At 54.4% G+C, this 16,569-nt stretch carries 14 protein-coding genes and 4 pseudogenes; 11 read left to right on the top strand and 7 right to left on the bottom strand.

Translation table 11 applies throughout. The features are described from left to right. The first annotated feature begins 191 nt into the window (after positions 1 to 191). Positions 192 to 1,652, top strand: a complete 1,461-nt coding sequence (locus PFAS1_RS22235) for an efflux transporter outer membrane subunit (RefSeq protein ID WP_076030531.1) — start codon at positions 192 to 194, stop codon at positions 1,650 to 1,652. A gap of 260 nt (positions 1,653 to 1,912) precedes the next feature. Here PFAS1_RS22235 and PFAS1_RS22230 read toward each other — a convergent pair whose 3' ends face one another. Together PFAS1_RS22230 and PFAS1_RS22225 are read right to left on the bottom strand one after the other, a co-directional pair. After that, the gene (locus PFAS1_RS22230) at positions 1,913 to 2,533 is read right to left on the bottom strand and encodes a TetR/AcrR family transcriptional regulator (protein WP_076030530.1); all 621 of its coding nucleotides are present in this window, start codon (positions 2,531 to 2,533) and stop codon (positions 1,913 to 1,915) included. 133 nt (positions 2,534 to 2,666) lie between these two features. Beyond that, complete coding sequence (locus tag PFAS1_RS22225; protein WP_074875478.1) at positions 2,667 to 3,074, bottom strand: winged helix-turn-helix transcriptional regulator; 408 nt, start codon at positions 3,072 to 3,074, stop codon at positions 2,667 to 2,669. Positions 3,075 to 3,175: 101 nt separating this feature from the next. Here PFAS1_RS22225 and PFAS1_RS22220 point away from each other — a divergent pair, with 101 nt between their 5' ends. The 3 genes and pseudogenes from PFAS1_RS22220 to PFAS1_RS22205 form a co-directional block, all read left to right on the top strand. Further along, positions 3,176 to 3,925 carry an NADPH-dependent F420 reductase gene (locus PFAS1_RS22220; protein WP_076030529.1) on the top strand — a complete coding sequence of 250 codons (750 nt, stop codon included), beginning with the start codon at positions 3,176 to 3,178 and terminating at the stop codon, positions 3,923 to 3,925. Between the two features lie 409 nt (positions 3,926 to 4,334). After that, positions 4,335 to 4,969 (top strand): annotated as a pseudogene (locus tag PFAS1_RS22215) (lambda exonuclease family protein). A 272-nt stretch (positions 4,970 to 5,241) separates the two neighbouring features. Then, positions 5,242 to 5,713 (top strand): annotated as a pseudogene (locus tag PFAS1_RS22205) (nucleoid-associated protein); the annotation flags it as partial. Positions 5,714 to 5,720: 7 nt separating this feature from the next. Here PFAS1_RS22205 and PFAS1_RS22200 read toward each other — a convergent pair. Next, positions 5,721 to 5,999 carry a hypothetical protein gene (locus PFAS1_RS22200; RefSeq protein ID WP_076030527.1) on the bottom strand — a complete coding sequence of 93 codons (279 nt, stop codon included), beginning with the start codon at positions 5,997 to 5,999 and terminating at the stop codon, positions 5,721 to 5,723. A gap of 240 nt (positions 6,000 to 6,239) precedes the next feature. Between PFAS1_RS22200 and PFAS1_RS22195 the strand changes: the two genes are divergently transcribed. Continuing rightward, a complete protein-coding gene (locus tag PFAS1_RS22195; protein WP_076030526.1) occupies positions 6,240 to 6,509 on the top strand; it encodes a hypothetical protein in 270 nt (89 codons plus the stop codon). Between the two features lie 265 nt (positions 6,510 to 6,774). On the opposite strand, the gene PFAS1_RS30450 is transcribed toward PFAS1_RS22195, so the two are convergent. Further along, positions 6,775 to 7,056 (bottom strand): excalibur calcium-binding domain-containing protein, encoded by a 282-nt coding sequence (locus tag PFAS1_RS30450; protein ID WP_076030525.1) that lies wholly within the window; start codon positions 7,054 to 7,056, stop codon positions 6,775 to 6,777. A gap of 113 nt (positions 7,057 to 7,169) precedes the next feature. Here PFAS1_RS30450 and PFAS1_RS22185 point away from each other — a divergent pair, with 113 nt between their 5' ends. From PFAS1_RS22185 to PFAS1_RS22165, 3 genes and pseudogenes are all read left to right on the top strand, one after another. After that, entirely contained in the window at positions 7,170 to 7,514 is a 345-nt protein-coding gene (locus PFAS1_RS22185) for a hypothetical protein (RefSeq protein ID WP_076030524.1), read from the top strand. Positions 7,515 to 7,846: 332 nt separating this feature from the next. Next, a pseudogene (locus tag PFAS1_RS29585) lies at positions 7,847 to 9,027 on the top strand (tyrosine-type recombinase/integrase). 775 nt (positions 9,028 to 9,802) lie between these two features. Next, entirely contained in the window at positions 9,803 to 10,531 is a 729-nt protein-coding gene (locus PFAS1_RS22165; protein WP_076030522.1) for a Crp/Fnr family transcriptional regulator, read from the top strand. A gap of 291 nt (positions 10,532 to 10,822) precedes the next feature. Here the strand turns inward: PFAS1_RS22165 and PFAS1_RS22160 are convergent, their stop codons facing one another. Further along, positions 10,823 to 11,455: a trimeric intracellular cation channel family protein gene (locus tag PFAS1_RS22160; protein WP_076030521.1), complete on the bottom strand. Its 633-nt coding sequence runs from the start codon at positions 11,453 to 11,455 to the stop codon at positions 10,823 to 10,825. 668 nt (positions 11,456 to 12,123) lie between these two features. On the opposite strand from PFAS1_RS22160, the gene PFAS1_RS22150 reads away from it, so the two are divergent. Continuing rightward, on the top strand, positions 12,124 to 12,309 hold the full coding sequence (locus PFAS1_RS22150) for a ribbon-helix-helix protein, CopG family (protein ID WP_076030519.1): 186 nt from the start codon (positions 12,124 to 12,126) through the stop codon (positions 12,307 to 12,309). Between the two features lie 69 nt (positions 12,310 to 12,378). Here the strand turns inward: PFAS1_RS22150 and PFAS1_RS22145 are convergent. After that, positions 12,379 to 14,033 (bottom strand): annotated as a pseudogene (locus PFAS1_RS22145) (SulP family inorganic anion transporter). Positions 14,034 to 14,173: 140 nt separating this feature from the next. On the opposite strand from PFAS1_RS22145, the gene PFAS1_RS22140 reads away from it, so the two are divergent. Continuing rightward, entirely contained in the window at positions 14,174 to 14,404 is a 231-nt protein-coding gene (locus PFAS1_RS22140; protein ID WP_046047630.1) for a hypothetical protein, read from the top strand. Positions 14,405 to 14,614: 210 nt separating this feature from the next. Here PFAS1_RS22140 and PFAS1_RS22135 read toward each other — a convergent pair whose 3' ends face one another. After that, positions 14,615 to 14,929 carry a hypothetical protein gene (locus PFAS1_RS22135; RefSeq protein WP_056744497.1) on the bottom strand — a complete coding sequence of 105 codons (315 nt, stop codon included), beginning with the start codon at positions 14,927 to 14,929 and terminating at the stop codon, positions 14,615 to 14,617. A gap of 200 nt (positions 14,930 to 15,129) precedes the next feature. Between PFAS1_RS22135 and PFAS1_RS22130 the strand changes: the two genes are divergently transcribed. After that, a complete protein-coding gene (locus tag PFAS1_RS22130) occupies positions 15,130 to 16,374 on the top strand; it encodes a malic enzyme-like NAD(P)-binding protein (protein WP_076030518.1) in 1,245 nt (414 codons plus the stop codon). The last annotated feature ends 195 nt before the right edge of the window (positions 16,375 to 16,569 follow it).

Raw genomic sequence — 16,569 nt, 5'->3', positions numbered from 1 at the left:
CGTAATATTCTCAGCCTAGTGACTATTTATGTCAATGGTCACACATTACAAAGCTCTAAGCCCCCTCATCCCCAGCGGTTGAATCGCCGAATACACTGAGCAAATCTCAAACGTGGCTGAACAAGCGTCGATTGACAGGAAGTGACCATAACGTAATATGGTCACAAACATGCTCAATTGAAGGAACCTCAATGCCTCCCCTCCGTCCCGTTGCTCTCTTGGTGAGTGCCAGCTTGATGACAGGTTGCGCGGTCGGTCCGGACTATCACCGTCCGGACGCCCCGCTTTCGGACCGTTACTTGGGTCAGCCTTCTGTCGAACAGAGGTCTGGGGCGACGCCTGCCAGTCTTGTCGCCTGGTGGGAAGGCTTCGGTGATCCACTGCTCGCCGACTTCGTCTCCAAGGCACTTGAGCAGAACCTGGATCTGGCGCAGGCGTCGGCGCGAGTAACGCAGGCACGGGCAGGACTAGGCGCCGCAAATGCCGCTTTACTACCCTCGGGAAACATCAGCGGCCAAGCCGCGCGTTCCTACCAGTCAATCGAGACCCCACTCGGCCAGGTGTTGAACTCAACGCCTGGCTATGATCGGTACGGAAGTTCCTACGAGGTCAACCTCGATGCCAGTTGGGAGGTGGACGTCTTTGGCGGATTGCGACGCGGACGCGAGGCTGCACTGGCCGAGTACCAGGCTTCCGAAGCGGGTGTCGCTGCCACACGACTGACCATCGCCGCGCAGACCGCCGATATCTACATCACTATCCGCGGATTGCAGACCCGGTTGGACATTGCGAACCGACAAGTCAAAACGCAGCAGGAGCTACTAGAGAAAGTCCAATTGCTCTACAGCAAGGGCCTCGCCGCCAACTATCAGGTTTGTCAGACTGAGGGGGCACTATCGCAGGTCCAAGCGACAGTGCCGGCCCTGCAGACCGGCCTGGATGCTGCCATGAATGCACTGGATGTCATGCTCGGCACGCCGCCAGGCACTCACCGCACGCAATTGGCAAATATGGGGAACATTCCTGTAGCGCCGCAGATAAAGGCCACGGGAACGCCGGCCGATCTGCTGCGCCGCAGGCCAGATCTCATCCTTGCTGAGCGCCATCTCGCAGCTTCAAACGCACGCATCGGGGAGGCGATTGCCGAGTACTACCCGAAATTCTCCCTGAGCGCATTGCTGGGCAGTGCCACGGCTGTATCCGCAGGCAACCTTTTTACCGGCGGAGCCAGCCAGTCGGCGGGCGTATTGGGGCTACGCTGGAGACTCTTCGACTTCGGTCGCATAAACGCCCAGATCGACCAAGCCAAGGGACAGGAAGCCGAAACCCTGGCCGCTTACCGTCAGTCTGTGCTGCGCGCCACCGAGGATGTCGAGAACGCGTTCTCCGCACTGGTAAATCGGGAAGCTCAAGCAACCACCCTCACCGGGGGAGAGGCGTCTCTGACGCAAGCTCGCCAATCGTCATTCATTGCCTATCAGAAAGGTACGGCCAGCCTGATCGATGTCCTTCATGCCGACGAGACGATGCTGCAGGCTTCCGATGCAAGGGCGCAAGCACGAACGGAATCGGCACGGGCGGCGGTCGCGGCATTCAAAGCGCTTGGTGGCGGCTGGCAACCGCCTGACGCCCAGCCTGTAGCGACCCGATGACTTAACCGGATGACGCGGCACTTAATGCACGCCCCCTCCTCTTCAGCTACTACCCAACCCGAGAGCGGGCTTCGCTCACTGACTGACGAGATGAAGCATTAGAAGAGAGGAACCGCCCTGTTTATTCATGTGACGAAATCGACAAATGGTCACATCGCAGATAAATAAAATGCCCTTCGACGGATGGAAGAAGGGCAAAGTGAAAAGCCATTGAAGATTCTGACGGGTACCCGCGATATGCGATAAACCTTAGCCAAAGGTTAAGGCATGAGGCTACGCAAGATGAGGTTGGAGGTGAGCGTGGGCGCCTCCTCGACGAAATCGAGGTTGTACTGCAGCAGCAAGGGGTTAACGAATGGCCGCAGCGCGAGATGTATCGCTTCTACTGTCTCGTCCAGCGGAGTCTTGCGTTCAAATTCGCCAATCTCTCGCCCCTCTCGCACGATTTGCAACACGAAGCGTTTGATCTGTGCCTCATAAGCCTGCGTACTAGGCCAGCTCTCCGACGCTGCGAACGCTGCAATGTCATAGAGTTTTCGGTCGTTAAAGAACAAATTCACACCTGTAGCGATCACCGTTTTGACCAAACGTCGAAAACGCTCCGTCGGCGACAGGTCTTCTACATTGATAGCCTGCTCAACAGCCACGACGATTTCTGCCAGACAATTTGCGCAGATGGCTTCACCGATCGCCTGCTTGGAATCAAAAAATTTGTAGATGTAGGCCTTTGAAAACCCGATGGCCTTGGCCAGGTCGGAAACCGTGGTTTTGCCATAGCCGTATTGACTGAAGTGTTCGTTGGCCGCCGCGACAATTTGATCGCGAATCTCGTGATCGATTGGGCCACGGGGGCTAGGCGAAGATATTGATGGCTGATTCATGGAAATAGCTTACTCACCCTATCGAGGACTTACAATGTGACCAAATAAATATATAGTCACAAATCTACGTTTTGAAACCACAGCTGATCAGATTTGAAACGAGCTGGCGTTTTGGGTAGCCCAACATGGCGCATTAGCGTTCCAACAGCTCATTGTCGCTAACGCTAGACAGGTTTATGCCCTTTGCCTCGTGCTGATGACGAAGCTCAGCCCAGTCTATAAGGGCAGTCATAGCCGGGCCGAGTGCATGCCCCAGCGCCGTTAGCGCGTACTCCACCCGCGGCGGCACCTCTGGGTATACGGTACGCTGAACGATGTCGTCCTGCTGAAGCCCTTTCAATTGCTGAATGAGCATCTTCTGCGTGACATCGGGAATGAGCTTCTCCAGTTCGGAGAACCGAAGCGGCCGGCCTTTAGCGGCCATCAACTCATTGATAATCACAATTTTCCATTTTCCTTCCAAAACGCGAAGCGTAGCGTTTATAGCGGCAGACCAGGCCTGCCGTCGTAAAGGGTTCTCACATTCCCACTCACGCGCCATCGATACTTACCTTTTGGTGGGTTACAGACTAAATCGTCGGTTCTTGCGGAAACTGCAGTGCGAATACTAACGTATCCGGACTTTGAATCTCTGGAGGCATTATGAAAATCGCGATCGTTGGTATTGGGTCTATCGGCGGAACCCTTGCCCGAAAGCTCGTCACTGCTGGCCATGAGGTCAGCGTCGCCAACTCTCGCGGAAAAGACTCGGTAAGCACTTTTGCCAAGGAAGCGGGTGCTATTGCTTGCGATTTGAACGATGTCTTCGACGGCGCCGATACTGTGATTGTTTCCATTCCCCAACCGGCCATGGCAGCTCTTCCCAAGAACCTGCTGGCGGCATTGCCATCTTCAGTTCCAGTGATCGACACGAGCAATTACTACCCAGGCCTGAGAGACGAGCGCATCGCTGCTTTGGAAAATGGTCAAACGGAGAGCGTCTGGGTTAGCGAGCAGCTTGGCCGACCGGTGATCAAGGCATTCAATAATATTCTGGCTTATTCGCTAGAGAATCTTGGTAAGCCAAAAGGTGCGGAAAACCGTCTGGGAGTCGCCGTTGCTGGTGACGATACAAATCATAAGCGTCTCGTGATGCAACTTGTCAATGAAGTTGGATTCGAGCCAGTCGACAGTGGCAGCCTGGAGGACTCATGGCGCCAACAACCCTGTACGCCAGCGTACTGCTGCGATTACACCGCTGATGAGATGCGTCCCGTGTTGAATGCCGCAGTCAAGGGAGTCGCAGCGCAGAAGCGAGAGGCGTTCAATGCGCAACTCCCTGCCCTGTTCGCCAAAAATCCCTCTCATCACGACGTAGTTGAATTTAATCGGAGCTTCAACACGGCAAGCTGAATTCGTCGTCACCGATCTAACCATAAGCCCCACCCAGAGCCAGTGGTTTTATGGGGGTAAAAACGCCGAATAATAAAAAGGGATCGCGAGATAAAATTTCGCAACCCCTTGAAAAATATGGTCGGGACGGAGTGATTCGAACACTCGCCCCCTAGCACCCTATGCACGCAGTACCCCTGTAAGACCTTGTGAAATGGCCGTTTTTACTGGTGCTCGCTGCAACGAGTGCCCACAAGTGCTTAAAGAACATGGCAGCAACCGTTGATGGCGACTTTACCGATATGACTGGCAACAACGACGGCCTGTCTCAGGTCGAAGAAGCGGCGTAGTGAGAACGGAACTTCAGGGCACTGAAAAGTGGCATGCAGACCGATCTGGCCGAGTGACAGCCAGCCGGTTTAAAGATGTGATGGCCTGGGGAAAGCCTGACAAAAATGGGAAGCGCGAGCCTATGGGCGCGCGCACCTCATACATGCGCGAACTGTGCTTCGAGCGACTGGCAAAGAAGTCCAAGCACAACGTTAGCAGCGCTTCCATGAAGTGGGGCCACACCGAAGAACAGAAGGCTCAGGACGCCTACGAGATGTTGACCGGCAACATCGCCATACCATCAGAGTTCATCGTCCACCCGAAGTACGACTGGCTCGATTGCTCGCCAGACGGATCAACGATGACGGTGGCACCGAGTCGAAGTGCCCTTTCAACGAGGCGATACACGTCAGGACTTGGCTCGAAGGCATGCCCGAGGAACACATGCCTCAGGTTCAGGGCTGCATGTTCGTTACGGGACGGAAATGGTGGGACTTCCTGTCGTTCGATTCTCGCCAAGATGAAGAGTGTCAGCTCTACATCGAGACGATTCAACGCAACGAAGACTACATCGCCAACCTGCACAAAGAGCTGGTCCAGTTCAACCTGGAACTGAATCGCATGGTTGATGAAGTCGCGGACAAAGCCAGGGCGCAAAGCCCATCGTTTAGGAGCCTGATCATGATCAGCAACGCAAACGACAATCCTGGCTGGCACTGCCGGCCAGTGGCTTAGAACAGGTTGGCCATGGCTGTGACCCAAGAAGATCGAACAGCCAAGTTGACCGAGAAACGACAGGAACTCGGCGAGCAGGAGCTTTGGCACGAAGCGCGTCGTTCGACGATTACTTATTGGGCTCGAATTTCACGAACATCATGCCGAAAAACCAGCCTCCGACCATGGCTAGATAGATGGACTGGTATCCGGAGACGTTGTAGGCCAGCCAATAGTTGATTGAGGTGGTTACGGCGAAAGCCAAGAAAAACTGACTACGAGAAAACCTGCAGGGCCGCAGACTCAACGAGTACTTCCGCGATTTCATTGCATTGGCGCGTTGACGGCCCGGGCGAAACCCGCACCCTGCTCAATGCGTTCAGCGACTTCGTTGAAAGCGAAGACCTTGGCGAGGAATCAGCCCGCGAGAAGACCAACACTTTGGTCAGCTATGCGATGGCTCAGGCCAGGCTGGGCGAGCCGCTCACACTCGACGAATTGTCCGAAGTACTCGACGACGAACAGCCAAAGGCGTTTGCCGACTTCATCCGCGACAAGGATTACGGCCTTTCGGCTTCGCTCCCGCCGGACAAAAAGACCCTGAACAAATTTCGGCGCTTCACCGGCCGGATCGATGATCTGTCGATCAGCTTCGAAGAACATTTGCTCGGTTCGAAGGTTGAGTTCGACGAAGCCGGCGGCACGCTGACGTTGCGCGGTTTGCCGACTCAGCTCATCGAGCAACTGAAGCGCGCAGCTGCCTGACCCACCCTTACCTATTGCGCTGAGCGCTGTTTTCAAGCTGAAGATCAGGCCCAAGAGTCAAATCGATGTCTAGCCTCGCCAATGCTTTTCCGCGGGCTAACGCCTCATTGAAGCTGTTGTACTTGGCATTTTCACGAATTGCTTCAACCCGGCTTTCTTTGTTCTCTACAGCGATTCTAAGTCCTGTTGGCACAGAATCACTGTCGCTATCCCATTCGAAATCAATCTTCGCTTTAACGCCTCGATGCTCATAAACAACTGGGTACGGCCTATCCACTAACACCATTACGATCTCCTTGATCCGGCTCCGTGCCGGGCCGAACACAAATACCCCACTTCAACGAATCAAGCCAGCTTTCACACCCTTTGTGAATGCGCTAGGTGCTTTTTTCGGTAACACCCTCAAGCGGATGTTCGCCTGTATATCGTGGCACTGCAATATTCAGCGCTGCTGTTGGCAGAGATAGAGCGTCTGGATCGTGTCGGCCTGATACGTTCGTGGCCGGTCAGGCGGGATGAAAACGGAATGTTCCAACACCCTGACATGCCGGATTTCGAAGAGGGTGATGGCGACAAGTGCAAGGCTTGGATCGCTGAGCAGGGCCTGGCCGTGGCAATGGTTAGCCTTGAGTATGCAGGCGAAGCGATTGCCAACCGCTACTTCGAATCCCATGACCCTGACTGCAGCTACTGGGAGCCAGATCGCCCAGATGGCGAAGGCTGGTTCTGCCTGGCCATCCATGACACCGACGATGGCCCCGTTTGCTGGTGGGCACGCCGTGAGGTGACGCCATGATCGTCCCTGTAGCCGCCCTCGCCTACATGGCCTGGCTCATTTACTCGGGGCCAGGGCGATAACCTCAGGCTTGTTTCTTTCCGGCCGCCAATCCGCACACCATCAACACTAACCCAGGAATCCACAATCCAGGCGCTATAACCACAAAACCACAGATTGCCAGCGATAGCCCTGTCAGAAACAACGGATTTCGAAACGCCTTTTCCATAGCAAATCCTCCTTGATAATTGCTTTCATTAAACCATAACAGCCTGCCGGAGAACGGTCAGCGACACCACTGCGACTCACACGGTATCCCGTCGTCGTCTCCGTCCATTTCCATTCCCGGGCAATTCTGCAGAAAGTTTTTGGCCTCTGCGCATGAGGTCATCTGCGAACAGCGCTTGCGGCCATCGCAATTGAATCGAGCCGCAACGGGCTTCTGCGCAGTCATGACTTTGGAGGTTACCTGTTGATTCGATAGCCTCGCCTCAGTCCATGACTGTACGTCAGGGGAAAACTTCCAAGCCAACAGACCAACAACAAGCACTAACCAAATCAGTTTCATTTGATTTCATCCGTGATGAGAGATCGTTTGCATTCTCACGCCGCCCGCTTTCCAGCGTATCCCATTAATCCACATACAGCCTGCCGGTGAACGGCGGGCGAGGAATTCTGCACATGAAAATCAACACTGGCGGCTCCAGCGTCACCATCGATGGCCGCACATTCACCCGTCGCAGCATCAGCATCAAAGGCGACATGATCGACGGTGTAGAGCAGGCTGGCACTCTGGTCGGCCCCATCAGCGTGACGGTCAATGGAAACGCCGAATCCGTCGAGACCGGGTCAGGCAAGGTCGAAATCACCGGAACCGCCGAGCGCGTCAAGACCATGAGTGGTGACGTCCGATGCGGCGATGTACACGGCGACGTCGAGACCATGTCGGGCGATGTGACTTGCAGCGCGATCAGCGGCAGTGTCAAGACGATGTCCGGCGACATCATTGGCGGCTCCAAGCGCTAACCCCTCCCCACCTTCTGCCGCCACGCGCGGCATGGAGCACTTATGTCTGCAGAACTGGCGCAGGCGCCCTCCCGGCCCCGACGCGAAAGCATCCTTCCCCGCTTCATCCGTGCCGGTGCCGCGCCCATCTACTTGGGCATGTGCCGAGCCGAGTTCGACAAAACCGTCCGCCCTTATGTCAGCGAGTTCCCGATCGGTGAGCGCGGTGTTGGCTTCGACCGGGAAGAGCTCGACGATTGGGCTACGGCCTACGTCGCAGCAAAGGCAATTGATAAAAACGGCGCTTCGGAGCAACAATCGCCCCGCAGCGAGCGCCAGAAAGGAGATAAATCATGGCGCGAAAATCGATCACAGGGCCTCTCCGAGAGGGAAGGCATCTGGCATATCGACAAGAAAATCAATGGAGAACGACTTTACGAAAGCACTGGAACTGGTGACCGGGAAGAAGCGGAGCGCTACCTGATCTACCGGCTGGAGCAGATCCGGCAACAGAAGGTGTACGGCGTAAAGAGGGTCAGGATCTGGCGGGAGGCGGCAACTCGCTTCCCGCTGGAGTTCAAGGATCAACCTTCAATCAAGCTTTCGGCGCACCACCTTTCTCAATTGGACCCGTTCATAGGCGACATACCGCTGACCCACATCGATGATCAGGCCCTGGTGCCGTTCATCAAGGACAGGCTGGCGACAAAGAAGCTTGAGGGCGGCAAGGTAAAGAAAGGTGTCAGCAACAGGACGGTGAATATCTCGATCGAGCGTGTGGTTCGGGTTTTGTCGTTGTGTGCCAGGAAGTGGCGAGATGATGAGCGCAGGCCGTGGCCTGGATAGCGTACCGATGCTCACAAAGCTTGAAGAGAAGAAGTCGAGTCGCAAGCCGTACCCGATGTCGTGGCCGGAACAGTCGATTCTATTTGGAGAGTTGCCGGCCCACCTGCAAACGATGGCGTTGTTCAAGGTGAACACCGGCACCCGGGAGCAGGAGGTTTGCAAACTGCGATGGGATTGGGAGATTTCGGTGCCGGAGCTCGGCATCAGCGTGTTTCTGATTCCGGCTGATTTTGGCGGCAGACACGAACGGTCTGGAGTGAAGAACGGTGACGAGCGGCTGGTCGTGCTCAACAACGTGGCTAAGTCCATCATCGAGAAACAACGCGGCGTAAGTAAGGAGTGGGTTTTTCCCTACAACGGCACCGCGATGCATCGAATGAATGACTCTGTTTGGAAGAAGGCGCGGGTGAGAGCGGCGAAACTCTGGCAGGAGGAAAACCTTCGCCCCGCTCACCCAGGTTATGCATCCATAAGGATCCATGACCTCAAACACACATTTGGTCGTCGGCTGCGCGCACCAGGCGTAACCGCGGAAGACCGCAAGACTCTTCTTGGCCACAAGAACGGCAGCATCACCAGTCACTATTCGGGCGCTGAGCTCGGGCATCTGATTGAAGCTGCGAACATGGTATCAGCAACCGATTCGCGTGGACCGGTACTGACAATTCTGAAGAGGAAGCAGGCGTGAAAATTAGAGAAGTCACGCAAAAGTCACGCACATGAAAAAGGCCAGTGCTGTTAACACTGGCCTAAGACACTGAATTATATGGTCGGGACGGAGTGATTCGAACACTCGACCCCTAGCACCCCATCTCCTTTTTCATACTTCTTGAAAGACTCCAAAATTTTACTCTGGATTTTTCTAAGCTAGTATTTACTTGAGCTCCAGCGGTGTTCGGCTCTACGAGAGTCCAGGAACGTCCATCAAGAGCCGACGTTTTTGTGGGGGTAAAAGTAGGGGGAACCCATTTTATGGCCAAAATTGCCCGACTCGTACTCCTGCGGCTGTCGAGTGCTCAAAATCGTCCTTCCTCACCATAGACGCCCCATTTTGTCCTTGACCCCACTGAGACTATGTTCGGCATCGCACAGACAAATCACGCACACTTAGTGATAATCAAGCGTGCATATCTCCGTCGAACCCTGACAGCGTGGTTAAAATTTCGCCCTCCCTGCCAGGCGCACTGAGTCACCTCATCGTTGCCTTGGTCGAGGGCATGTCTTGCGTGAGGAAACAGGGTGGTCATTGGTCCTGCGTGCTTTTCGGTTCGGATCTCTGCCAAACGCTCACGATCAACGGTGTTGCGGATCAGATCGCAAATTTGAGCACACGCAAAGTCAAAAACAGGCTGCCTGGCACATTTGACTGATAACGAAGCGGTGCAAGACCGCTCTGCAAAGTAGCTCATCACCGCAGCCACTCTCTATGCGGCTAGAAATTTCTTCCTTGAACAGGAACGTAAATGTCCGACTCCCCCAATCCAAAACAGAATCATTTGCTTGCCGCATTGCCGGCGCAAGTTCAGAGCCGTCTCCTGCGCCATCTTGAACTCGTCACATTGCCGCTAGGTAATGTGTTGTACGAGTCAGGTGACACCTTGCGCCACGTGTACTTCCCAACTGATGCCATCGTCTCATTGCTTTGCGTGATGGGGAGCGGGGCCACGGCAGAGATATCGGTAGTGGGTAACGAAGGCATGATCGGCGTCGCCGTGTTTATGGGCGGTGAAAGCACACCGAGTAGTGCGATTGTTCAAAGTGCTGGGCATGCATACCGGCTACCCCGGCGTCGGCTGAAGGATGAGTTCAATCGGCATGGCGACATGCTCCTGCTGATGTTGCGTTACACCCAGGCACTTATTACCCAAATGGCGCAGACCGCCGTTTGCAACCGCCATCACTCGATCGATCAGCAGTTGTGTCGTTGGCTTCTGTTATACCTCGACCGTTTACCGGGCAACGACTTGTCCGTGACCCAGGAAATTATTGCCAACATGCTTGGTGTGCGCCGCGAAAGTGTGAACGAGGCCGCCGGCAAACTACAAAGACAGGGGGTAATCGAGTACAGCCGCGGTCACGTCAAAGTCATAGACCGAGCGCAACTCGAGCAACTGAGCTGCGAGTGCTATGCCGTCGTGAAAAATGAAACTGAGCGGTTGCTGCCATACCTGCCAGCACACCAACACCCGTAATTTGGCGAATCAAGATCAGCTGCTGGGGTTCGTCAGCAAGGCCACCTACCGCACGTGGCGCTTGTATATGACGGCGTGCGCACTCGAATTCGAAGGCGGTGATCTGGGGCCTACCAGATAATGTCGAGTAAACGTGCCGGCAGCTTTTCAGCCCTTCCCTTGACGCGTAATCATCTAATGGCGAAGGAAAAAAAAGGCTGCAGGTGCAGCCTCAAGGATGGGGGGGCAGAGATGACTAAGCATCACTCATGTTTTCTTATAGAGCGTAGCTTTGTCGGCCAGGCAACAAGATCAATCGACTACATGGAACCTGGGTAGCATCCATTTCCAACGAATGGCGGCAATACGGCTGACAAAAACGAACGCAATGGCGATTGCAGACGCCACTTCAAGAGAAATCTGCAAATCCAACAGCGTGATGTAGGCGACGGCACCCAAAATACTGATGGATGCATAAACCTCACGCTTAAACACCAACGGTATTTCGTTACACAACACATCACGCATCACACCCCCAGCGACTGCGGTAGCTACACCCATGATCACTGCGATGGTGGGAGGGAGGTTTTGCTGAAGAGCCATATCTGTTCCTCTGACCGTAAATACAGCCAATCCAAATGCATCGGCTACCAACAACACCTTCTCGTTGAAGGTTTTCAAGGTCCTCGCCCAAATCATGGTTCCTAGCGAAGCACTAACCCCTACCAAAAAGCCATTCTCATTGGAAACCCTCTCGATCGGATAATGTGCCATCAGTACGTCACGCAAGGCACCGCCGCCTAAAGCGGTGACTAAACTGATGGTGATTACACCGAACCAGTCCAACGATTTTCGCCCTGCCATCAGGGTGCCTGTCACTGCGAAGGCTGCAACGCCTGACAACTCACAGTAATAAATCACCCAACCAGCGTGGTAAGCCTTCATCTACGGAACCAGCCTGTACTGCAAATGGGAGAAGTTCTTGAAATGAAGCGCTCTCAAAGACACACATCAAGGTCTAATTACATTATCATAATATGATAATAAAAGTACAATTGAGGCGTGCAATGAATACAGGGCAAAAAACACAGCCGCGTATCGTCACCAGGGTTATCCACTTGGAAAAACCAATGTCGAATCAAGGGTGCGGGTCGAAACGGTAGGTGACCTGGCAATGGCGTACAGCCCAGGGGTCGCGCAGCCCTGCTTGGCGATAGCCAAAAATCCGGACGACGTTTACCGCTTTACAGGTAATCAGCCGCAACGAGCGTGCGGCGACCGAGTGTGTGAGGCTGCTGCTGAACGTGGGTGCGCACTCATCTCGTATGGACCCACGCAGTACTCGCCTGCAGCGGTGCTGGGGAGGGATTACATTATTCCCAAGCCGTTGGATGGGCGCCTGCATTCGGGGGTAGCTGGAGCAGTGGCTAGAGCGGCAATTGATTCGGGCGAGGCCATCTATCCCTTCTTTTACCCGTTTCTGGTAGACGTACCGTCGCCATTTTCTGATCATGGTCAATCCAGTTAACTGTAACGAACCTAATCGGTGACAAATAAATCCCCGACCATTACAATTTGATTAACATCGACCGTTTTAAGGTACTGGCAATTCCATGGAAAATAAGACTGCACGACTAACTGTGCTCATTGATCCCGTCAAGAAAAAAGCACTTGAAGAACTGTGCGCATCTCAGGATCTGACGCCCTCTCAGGTCGTTCGTCAGCTTATTCGGGACTATCTGGAGACGCATGGCGTGTCCTACGCCACCAAAAGCAAAACTGCGCCCAATGGTAAGTGATTCATCTGCGCATGAGCGGGCACGACGAATGCCTGCTCATCGCTCCTTCTACTCTCTTGCACCTCATCTCTAGCCTTGGGGCTTGTCGATCTCGGCGTAGCTGCCCAGTGCACCACTGAAGTCAGCATGATAATGCTGTGAGCCGAGTGCCTGAAGAACCCCTGCCTTATCGAGCTTGCCAAGGACTTTTTCGTTGGCTTCACACAACTTCACGACGATGCTGCGTTTACGCAACTGCTCAATAACTTCGAGCAGCGTTTGTAAGCCCGTGATATCCATGAACGGCACCCGTTTCAGACGAATAATCAACGTCCCGGGATCGGTGTGCGTCTGAGCCAAAACGCGCTCAAAGGTTTCTGCTGCGCCAAAGAAGAGAGGCCCCTCAATGGTGTAAACCAAAACACCGGGTGGAAGATGTACATGCCCATTCAAGCGCAACTCTGCCTCCAGCTCTTTTTCGACCATTAACTGCACCTCTACAGATGCAGCCATCCGACGCATAAACTGCAGCATGGCGAGAATGACCCCGATATTCACTGCAATCGCCAGATCGCTGAAAACGGTCAGGCTGAAAGTGATTAAAAGGATCGCAACATCCGCTTTTGGGGCTCGTTTGACCATGCGTGTGAAGTGCTTCAGTTCGCTCATGTTGTAAGCGACCACGAATAAGATCGCAGCCAACGCGCACAGCGGGATATCCGAAGCCAGAGGTGCCAGGAAGAAGATCAATAGAATCAACGTGACGGCGTGCGCAAAACCCGCAATGGGGCTGTTGCCACCGTTGCGGATGTTGGTCGCTGTTCGAGCGATCGCGCCTGTCGCAGCAAAACCACCAAACAGAGGAGTGACCAGGTTGGCAATGCCTTGTCCGATTAACTCCTGATTGGAGTCATGTTTGGTGCCGGCCATCCCGTCGGCGACAACAGCAGACAACAGCGACTCGATCGCCCCCAGCATCGCGATCGCGAACGCAGGACCAATCAATTCAATGACCTGCGGCAGCGTTATTTCAGGAGGGCCAATTTTGGGCAGTCCTTGAGGAATCCCCCGAATGCACTCCCGATCGTTGCCACGCCATCGAACTTAAAACAGGAATGCAACGCCGTCACAACGACCATGGCAATCAGAGGACCAGGAACACGCCTTACGCCTGGTACTTTAGGCGCGAGTATCACCAACAGCAGGCTCAAAAGGGCTAATAGGGTCGTGGGCAGATGGAGTCCGGGCAGAGCCTGGATGAGGTGCCAAAGCCGCTCATGAAAATGGTCGCCACTGATGTTCGGCAAGCCCAAAAAGTCTTTCCACTGCCCGACCCAAATGATCACACCGATGCCGGCGGTGAACCCAACGATCACGGGATCGGGAATGAACTTGATAAGTGCGCCAAGCTTGGTGATGCCAAGCAGTAACAATATTGCACCCGCCATCATTGTCGCGATCTGCAAGCCATCAACGCCGTACTTGGCTGTCACGCTGGCCAAAATGACGATGAACGCCCCAGTAGGGCCGGCAATCTGTAGTCGACTCCCGCCGAAAAGCGAAACCAATAAGCCACCAACAATTGCCGTGTAGATTCCTTGCTCCGGCTTGACGCCCGAGGCGATGGCAAACGCCATGGCCAAGGGTAACGCCACGACACCGACGATGACCCCCGAGACGATATTTCGAAGCCAGTGCTTGCGCCCTAACAAGCCCGCTTTCCAAGCTTCTCGTATGGCAATCATGACTAGCCTCGCGCTGGTGGCATGTGCATACTATTCACACGTAGTGATAATAGTAAAGCAATTGGCCTAGCCTCGTACGACACCAGCGACCCTGTAGATACAGTGGCGAGAGCGCAGAAACATATGCCCGGAGACCCCGAATGAAACGCGAAGACGTCAAAACCAAACACGGTGAAGGCATGCACTTCGACACGCACGTGATAGCCAACCCGGCCAATACGCACGAGTGGATCATTCTTTTCAAAAAGGAAGCCGGGAGAAGCTATTTCCTGGTCAATGACAATGAGGAAATTGAGTCATTTGGACACCTCGATGAACTGATCCGCGAGCTTCGAGAGCTGGGTATCAAGTCCGCCGAAGTTCATTTCTGATTGTTCCACTTAGAGAGTTTGACCCTGTCAGTAATAGTCGAGTATCTGTCCGGTCAGAGCGAAGCGCTTTGGTCTGTTTGTTTCGGTAGCCGCTGCCAATTTCGGACTGAGCAGGGAGCAAAGGACTATGCCGCCACACTCAAAGAAAGAATCGACGCACCCCATGCCTTCCCGCGAACCCACCACGCCTCTCACAGTCAAGACCACTGATCAACGCAGACCCAGGTCATTTCCTTCCATTGGACAGGCTCGACGTTTGGCTAACAGGAACAGAACACCAAACACCTTGAAGATGGACCGCATCGAAAGACAGCTCAGCACAACACCTGAACTGTTGCCTGTTAGTTGATGGCCGGCTAAACCTCTCTCAGCGCCTTTGTCATGGCCTGCTCCCCTTTCGCCCCCCGCTATTTTGATCACCGCGTTCATTTGAGCCACGTCCATCACCTCAGCGTCTTGACGCTGGGGACATTCGAGCGCGCAAAAAAATGGCCACACGAGGTGGCCTAATACGGGTTCAAGCATAGGAGGATCTCTATTGACCAACAGATACAGGCCCGCCCTGAAGTCTTAGGGCCAATAGAGTGGGTCCGCTGGCTGATAAACCCCTTCATCAGCAGCGCGCAACTGGCAATTGGATCCTGGTCTGTGGGTCAGGACCTCGTTGCCTATCATTATAATAGTGTTAGCATGTGATTGTAATCAACATCTAATTAGGTGATCGCATGACTACCGACTTCAAGAAGGCTGCACTGGATTACCACGAATTCCCAACCCCAGGAAAAATCAGCATCGCGCTGACCAAGCCTGCCGACACAGCCGCCCAACTCGCACTGGCCTACAGCCCAGGCGTAGCGGAGCCTGTACGCGAAATTGCGAAGAATCCAGAGAATGTTTACCGCTTCACCGGTAAAGGCAATCTGGTGGCCGTGATCACCAACGGCACGGCCATTCTGGGCCTCGGCAATCTAGGCCCCTTGGCCAGCAAGCCGGTCATGGAAGGCAAAGCATTGCTGTTCAAGCGTTTCGCCGGAATCGATTCGATCGATATCGAAGTCAATGCCGAGAGCTCCCAGGCCTTTATTGAGACCGTCGTGCGCATTGCCGACACCTTTGGTGGCATCAACCTGGAAGACATCAAAGCGCCTGAGTGTTTTGAAATCGAAGAAGCACTGATCGAACAGTGCAGCATCCCAGTCTTCCATGACGACCAACACGGTACGGCCATCGTCACTGCCGCCGGCATGCTCAATGCACTTGAGATTCAGGGCAAAACCCTGGGTAATGCGAGAATTGTCTGCCTCGGCGCCGGTGCAGCTGCCACTGCTTGCATGCGCCTGCTGCTTAGTCTCGGCGCTCAAAAAAGCAACCTATACATGGTCGATCGTGTCGGTGTTATCCACTCCGCTCGGGAAGGCCTCAATCAATACAAAGCACAGTTCGTTAACGACGGTGGCCCTCGTACGCTGATGGAAGCCATGACCGGTGCTGACGTGTTTGTCGGCCTGTCTGGAGCCAATCTCCTCCCGGCAGAAGCATTGGCAGCGATGGCACCTAACCCGATCGTGTTTGCCTGCTCGAACCCGGACCCTGAAATCAGCTACGAGCTGGCCATGGCCACACGTGATGACCTGATCATGGCGACCGGTCGCTCTGATTACCCTAACCAGGTCAATAACGTTCTGGGCTTTCCGTTCATTTTCCGCGGGACGCTGGATGTTCGCGCAACCCGGATCAACGAAGCGATGAAAATTGCGGCGGTGGAAGCACTGCGCCAATTGGCCAAAGAGCCGACACCGGTGCAAGTGCTGCAAGCATTCAACGTCGATAAACTTGAGTTTGGCCGCGATTACATCCTCCCCAAAGCGCTCGATGCTCGCCTGCTCGGTGCAATAGCCGGCGCGGTGGCCAAGGCCGCTATCGACACCGGCGCTGCGAAGCTGCATTACCCGGCGCACTACCCGCTTTAAGCTGACGTCAATCATGCAGAAGTGCCGCAGCTGCACAACCTATTGCACGGTTGGCAGCTGCCGCACTTGGGACTATCCAGTCGTTGCACCGTCTGCTGCTCCAGCAGGCGATCCTGTTCACCGACCAGTAGAAACAACAGCCAACGGCTTCAACACTCAACGAGCAGCCCCGTCTAAATTGCGAGGACCTGGTGA

The sequence above is a fragment of the Pseudomonas frederiksbergensis genome, from assembly GCF_001952935.1.
Lineage (GTDB): Bacteria > Pseudomonadota > Gammaproteobacteria > Pseudomonadales > Pseudomonadaceae > Aquipseudomonas > Aquipseudomonas frederiksbergensis.
This window is presented reverse-complemented; position numbering and strand designations above follow the sequence as displayed.

Coding starts and splice junctions, on each gene's coding strand:
- PFAS1_RS22235 (WP_076030531.1), top strand. CDS start 192: ATGCCTCCCCTCCGTCCCGTTGCTCTCTTGGTGAGTGCCAGCTTGATG.
- PFAS1_RS22230 (WP_076030530.1), bottom strand. CDS start 2,533: ATGAATCAGCCATCAATATCTTCGCCTAGCCCCCGTGGCCCAATCGAT.
- PFAS1_RS22225 (WP_074875478.1), bottom strand. CDS start 3,074: ATGGCGCGTGAGTGGGAATGTGAGAACCCTTTACGACGGCAGGCCTGG.
- PFAS1_RS22220 (WP_076030529.1), top strand. CDS start 3,176: ATGAAAATCGCGATCGTTGGTATTGGGTCTATCGGCGGAACCCTTGCC.
- PFAS1_RS22200 (WP_076030527.1), bottom strand. CDS start 5,999: ATGGTGTTAGTGGATAGGCCGTACCCAGTTGTTTATGAGCATCGAGGC.
- PFAS1_RS22195 (WP_076030526.1), top strand. CDS start 6,240: ATGTTCCAACACCCTGACATGCCGGATTTCGAAGAGGGTGATGGCGAC.
- PFAS1_RS30450 (WP_076030525.1), bottom strand. CDS start 7,056: ATGAAACTGATTTGGTTAGTGCTTGTTGTTGGTCTGTTGGCTTGGAAG.
- PFAS1_RS22185 (WP_076030524.1), top strand. CDS start 7,170: ATGAAAATCAACACTGGCGGCTCCAGCGTCACCATCGATGGCCGCACA.
- PFAS1_RS22165 (WP_076030522.1), top strand. CDS start 9,803: ATGTCCGACTCCCCCAATCCAAAACAGAATCATTTGCTTGCCGCATTG.
- PFAS1_RS22160 (WP_076030521.1), bottom strand. CDS start 11,455: ATGAAGGCTTACCACGCTGGTTGGGTGATTTATTACTGTGAGTTGTCA.
- PFAS1_RS22150 (WP_076030519.1), top strand. CDS start 12,124: ATGGAAAATAAGACTGCACGACTAACTGTGCTCATTGATCCCGTCAAG.
- PFAS1_RS22140 (WP_046047630.1), top strand. CDS start 14,174: ATGAAACGCGAAGACGTCAAAACCAAACACGGTGAAGGCATGCACTTC.
- PFAS1_RS22135 (WP_056744497.1), bottom strand. CDS start 14,929: ATGCTTGAACCCGTATTAGGCCACCTCGTGTGGCCATTTTTTTGCGCG.
- PFAS1_RS22130 (WP_076030518.1), top strand. CDS start 15,130: ATGACTACCGACTTCAAGAAGGCTGCACTGGATTACCACGAATTCCCA.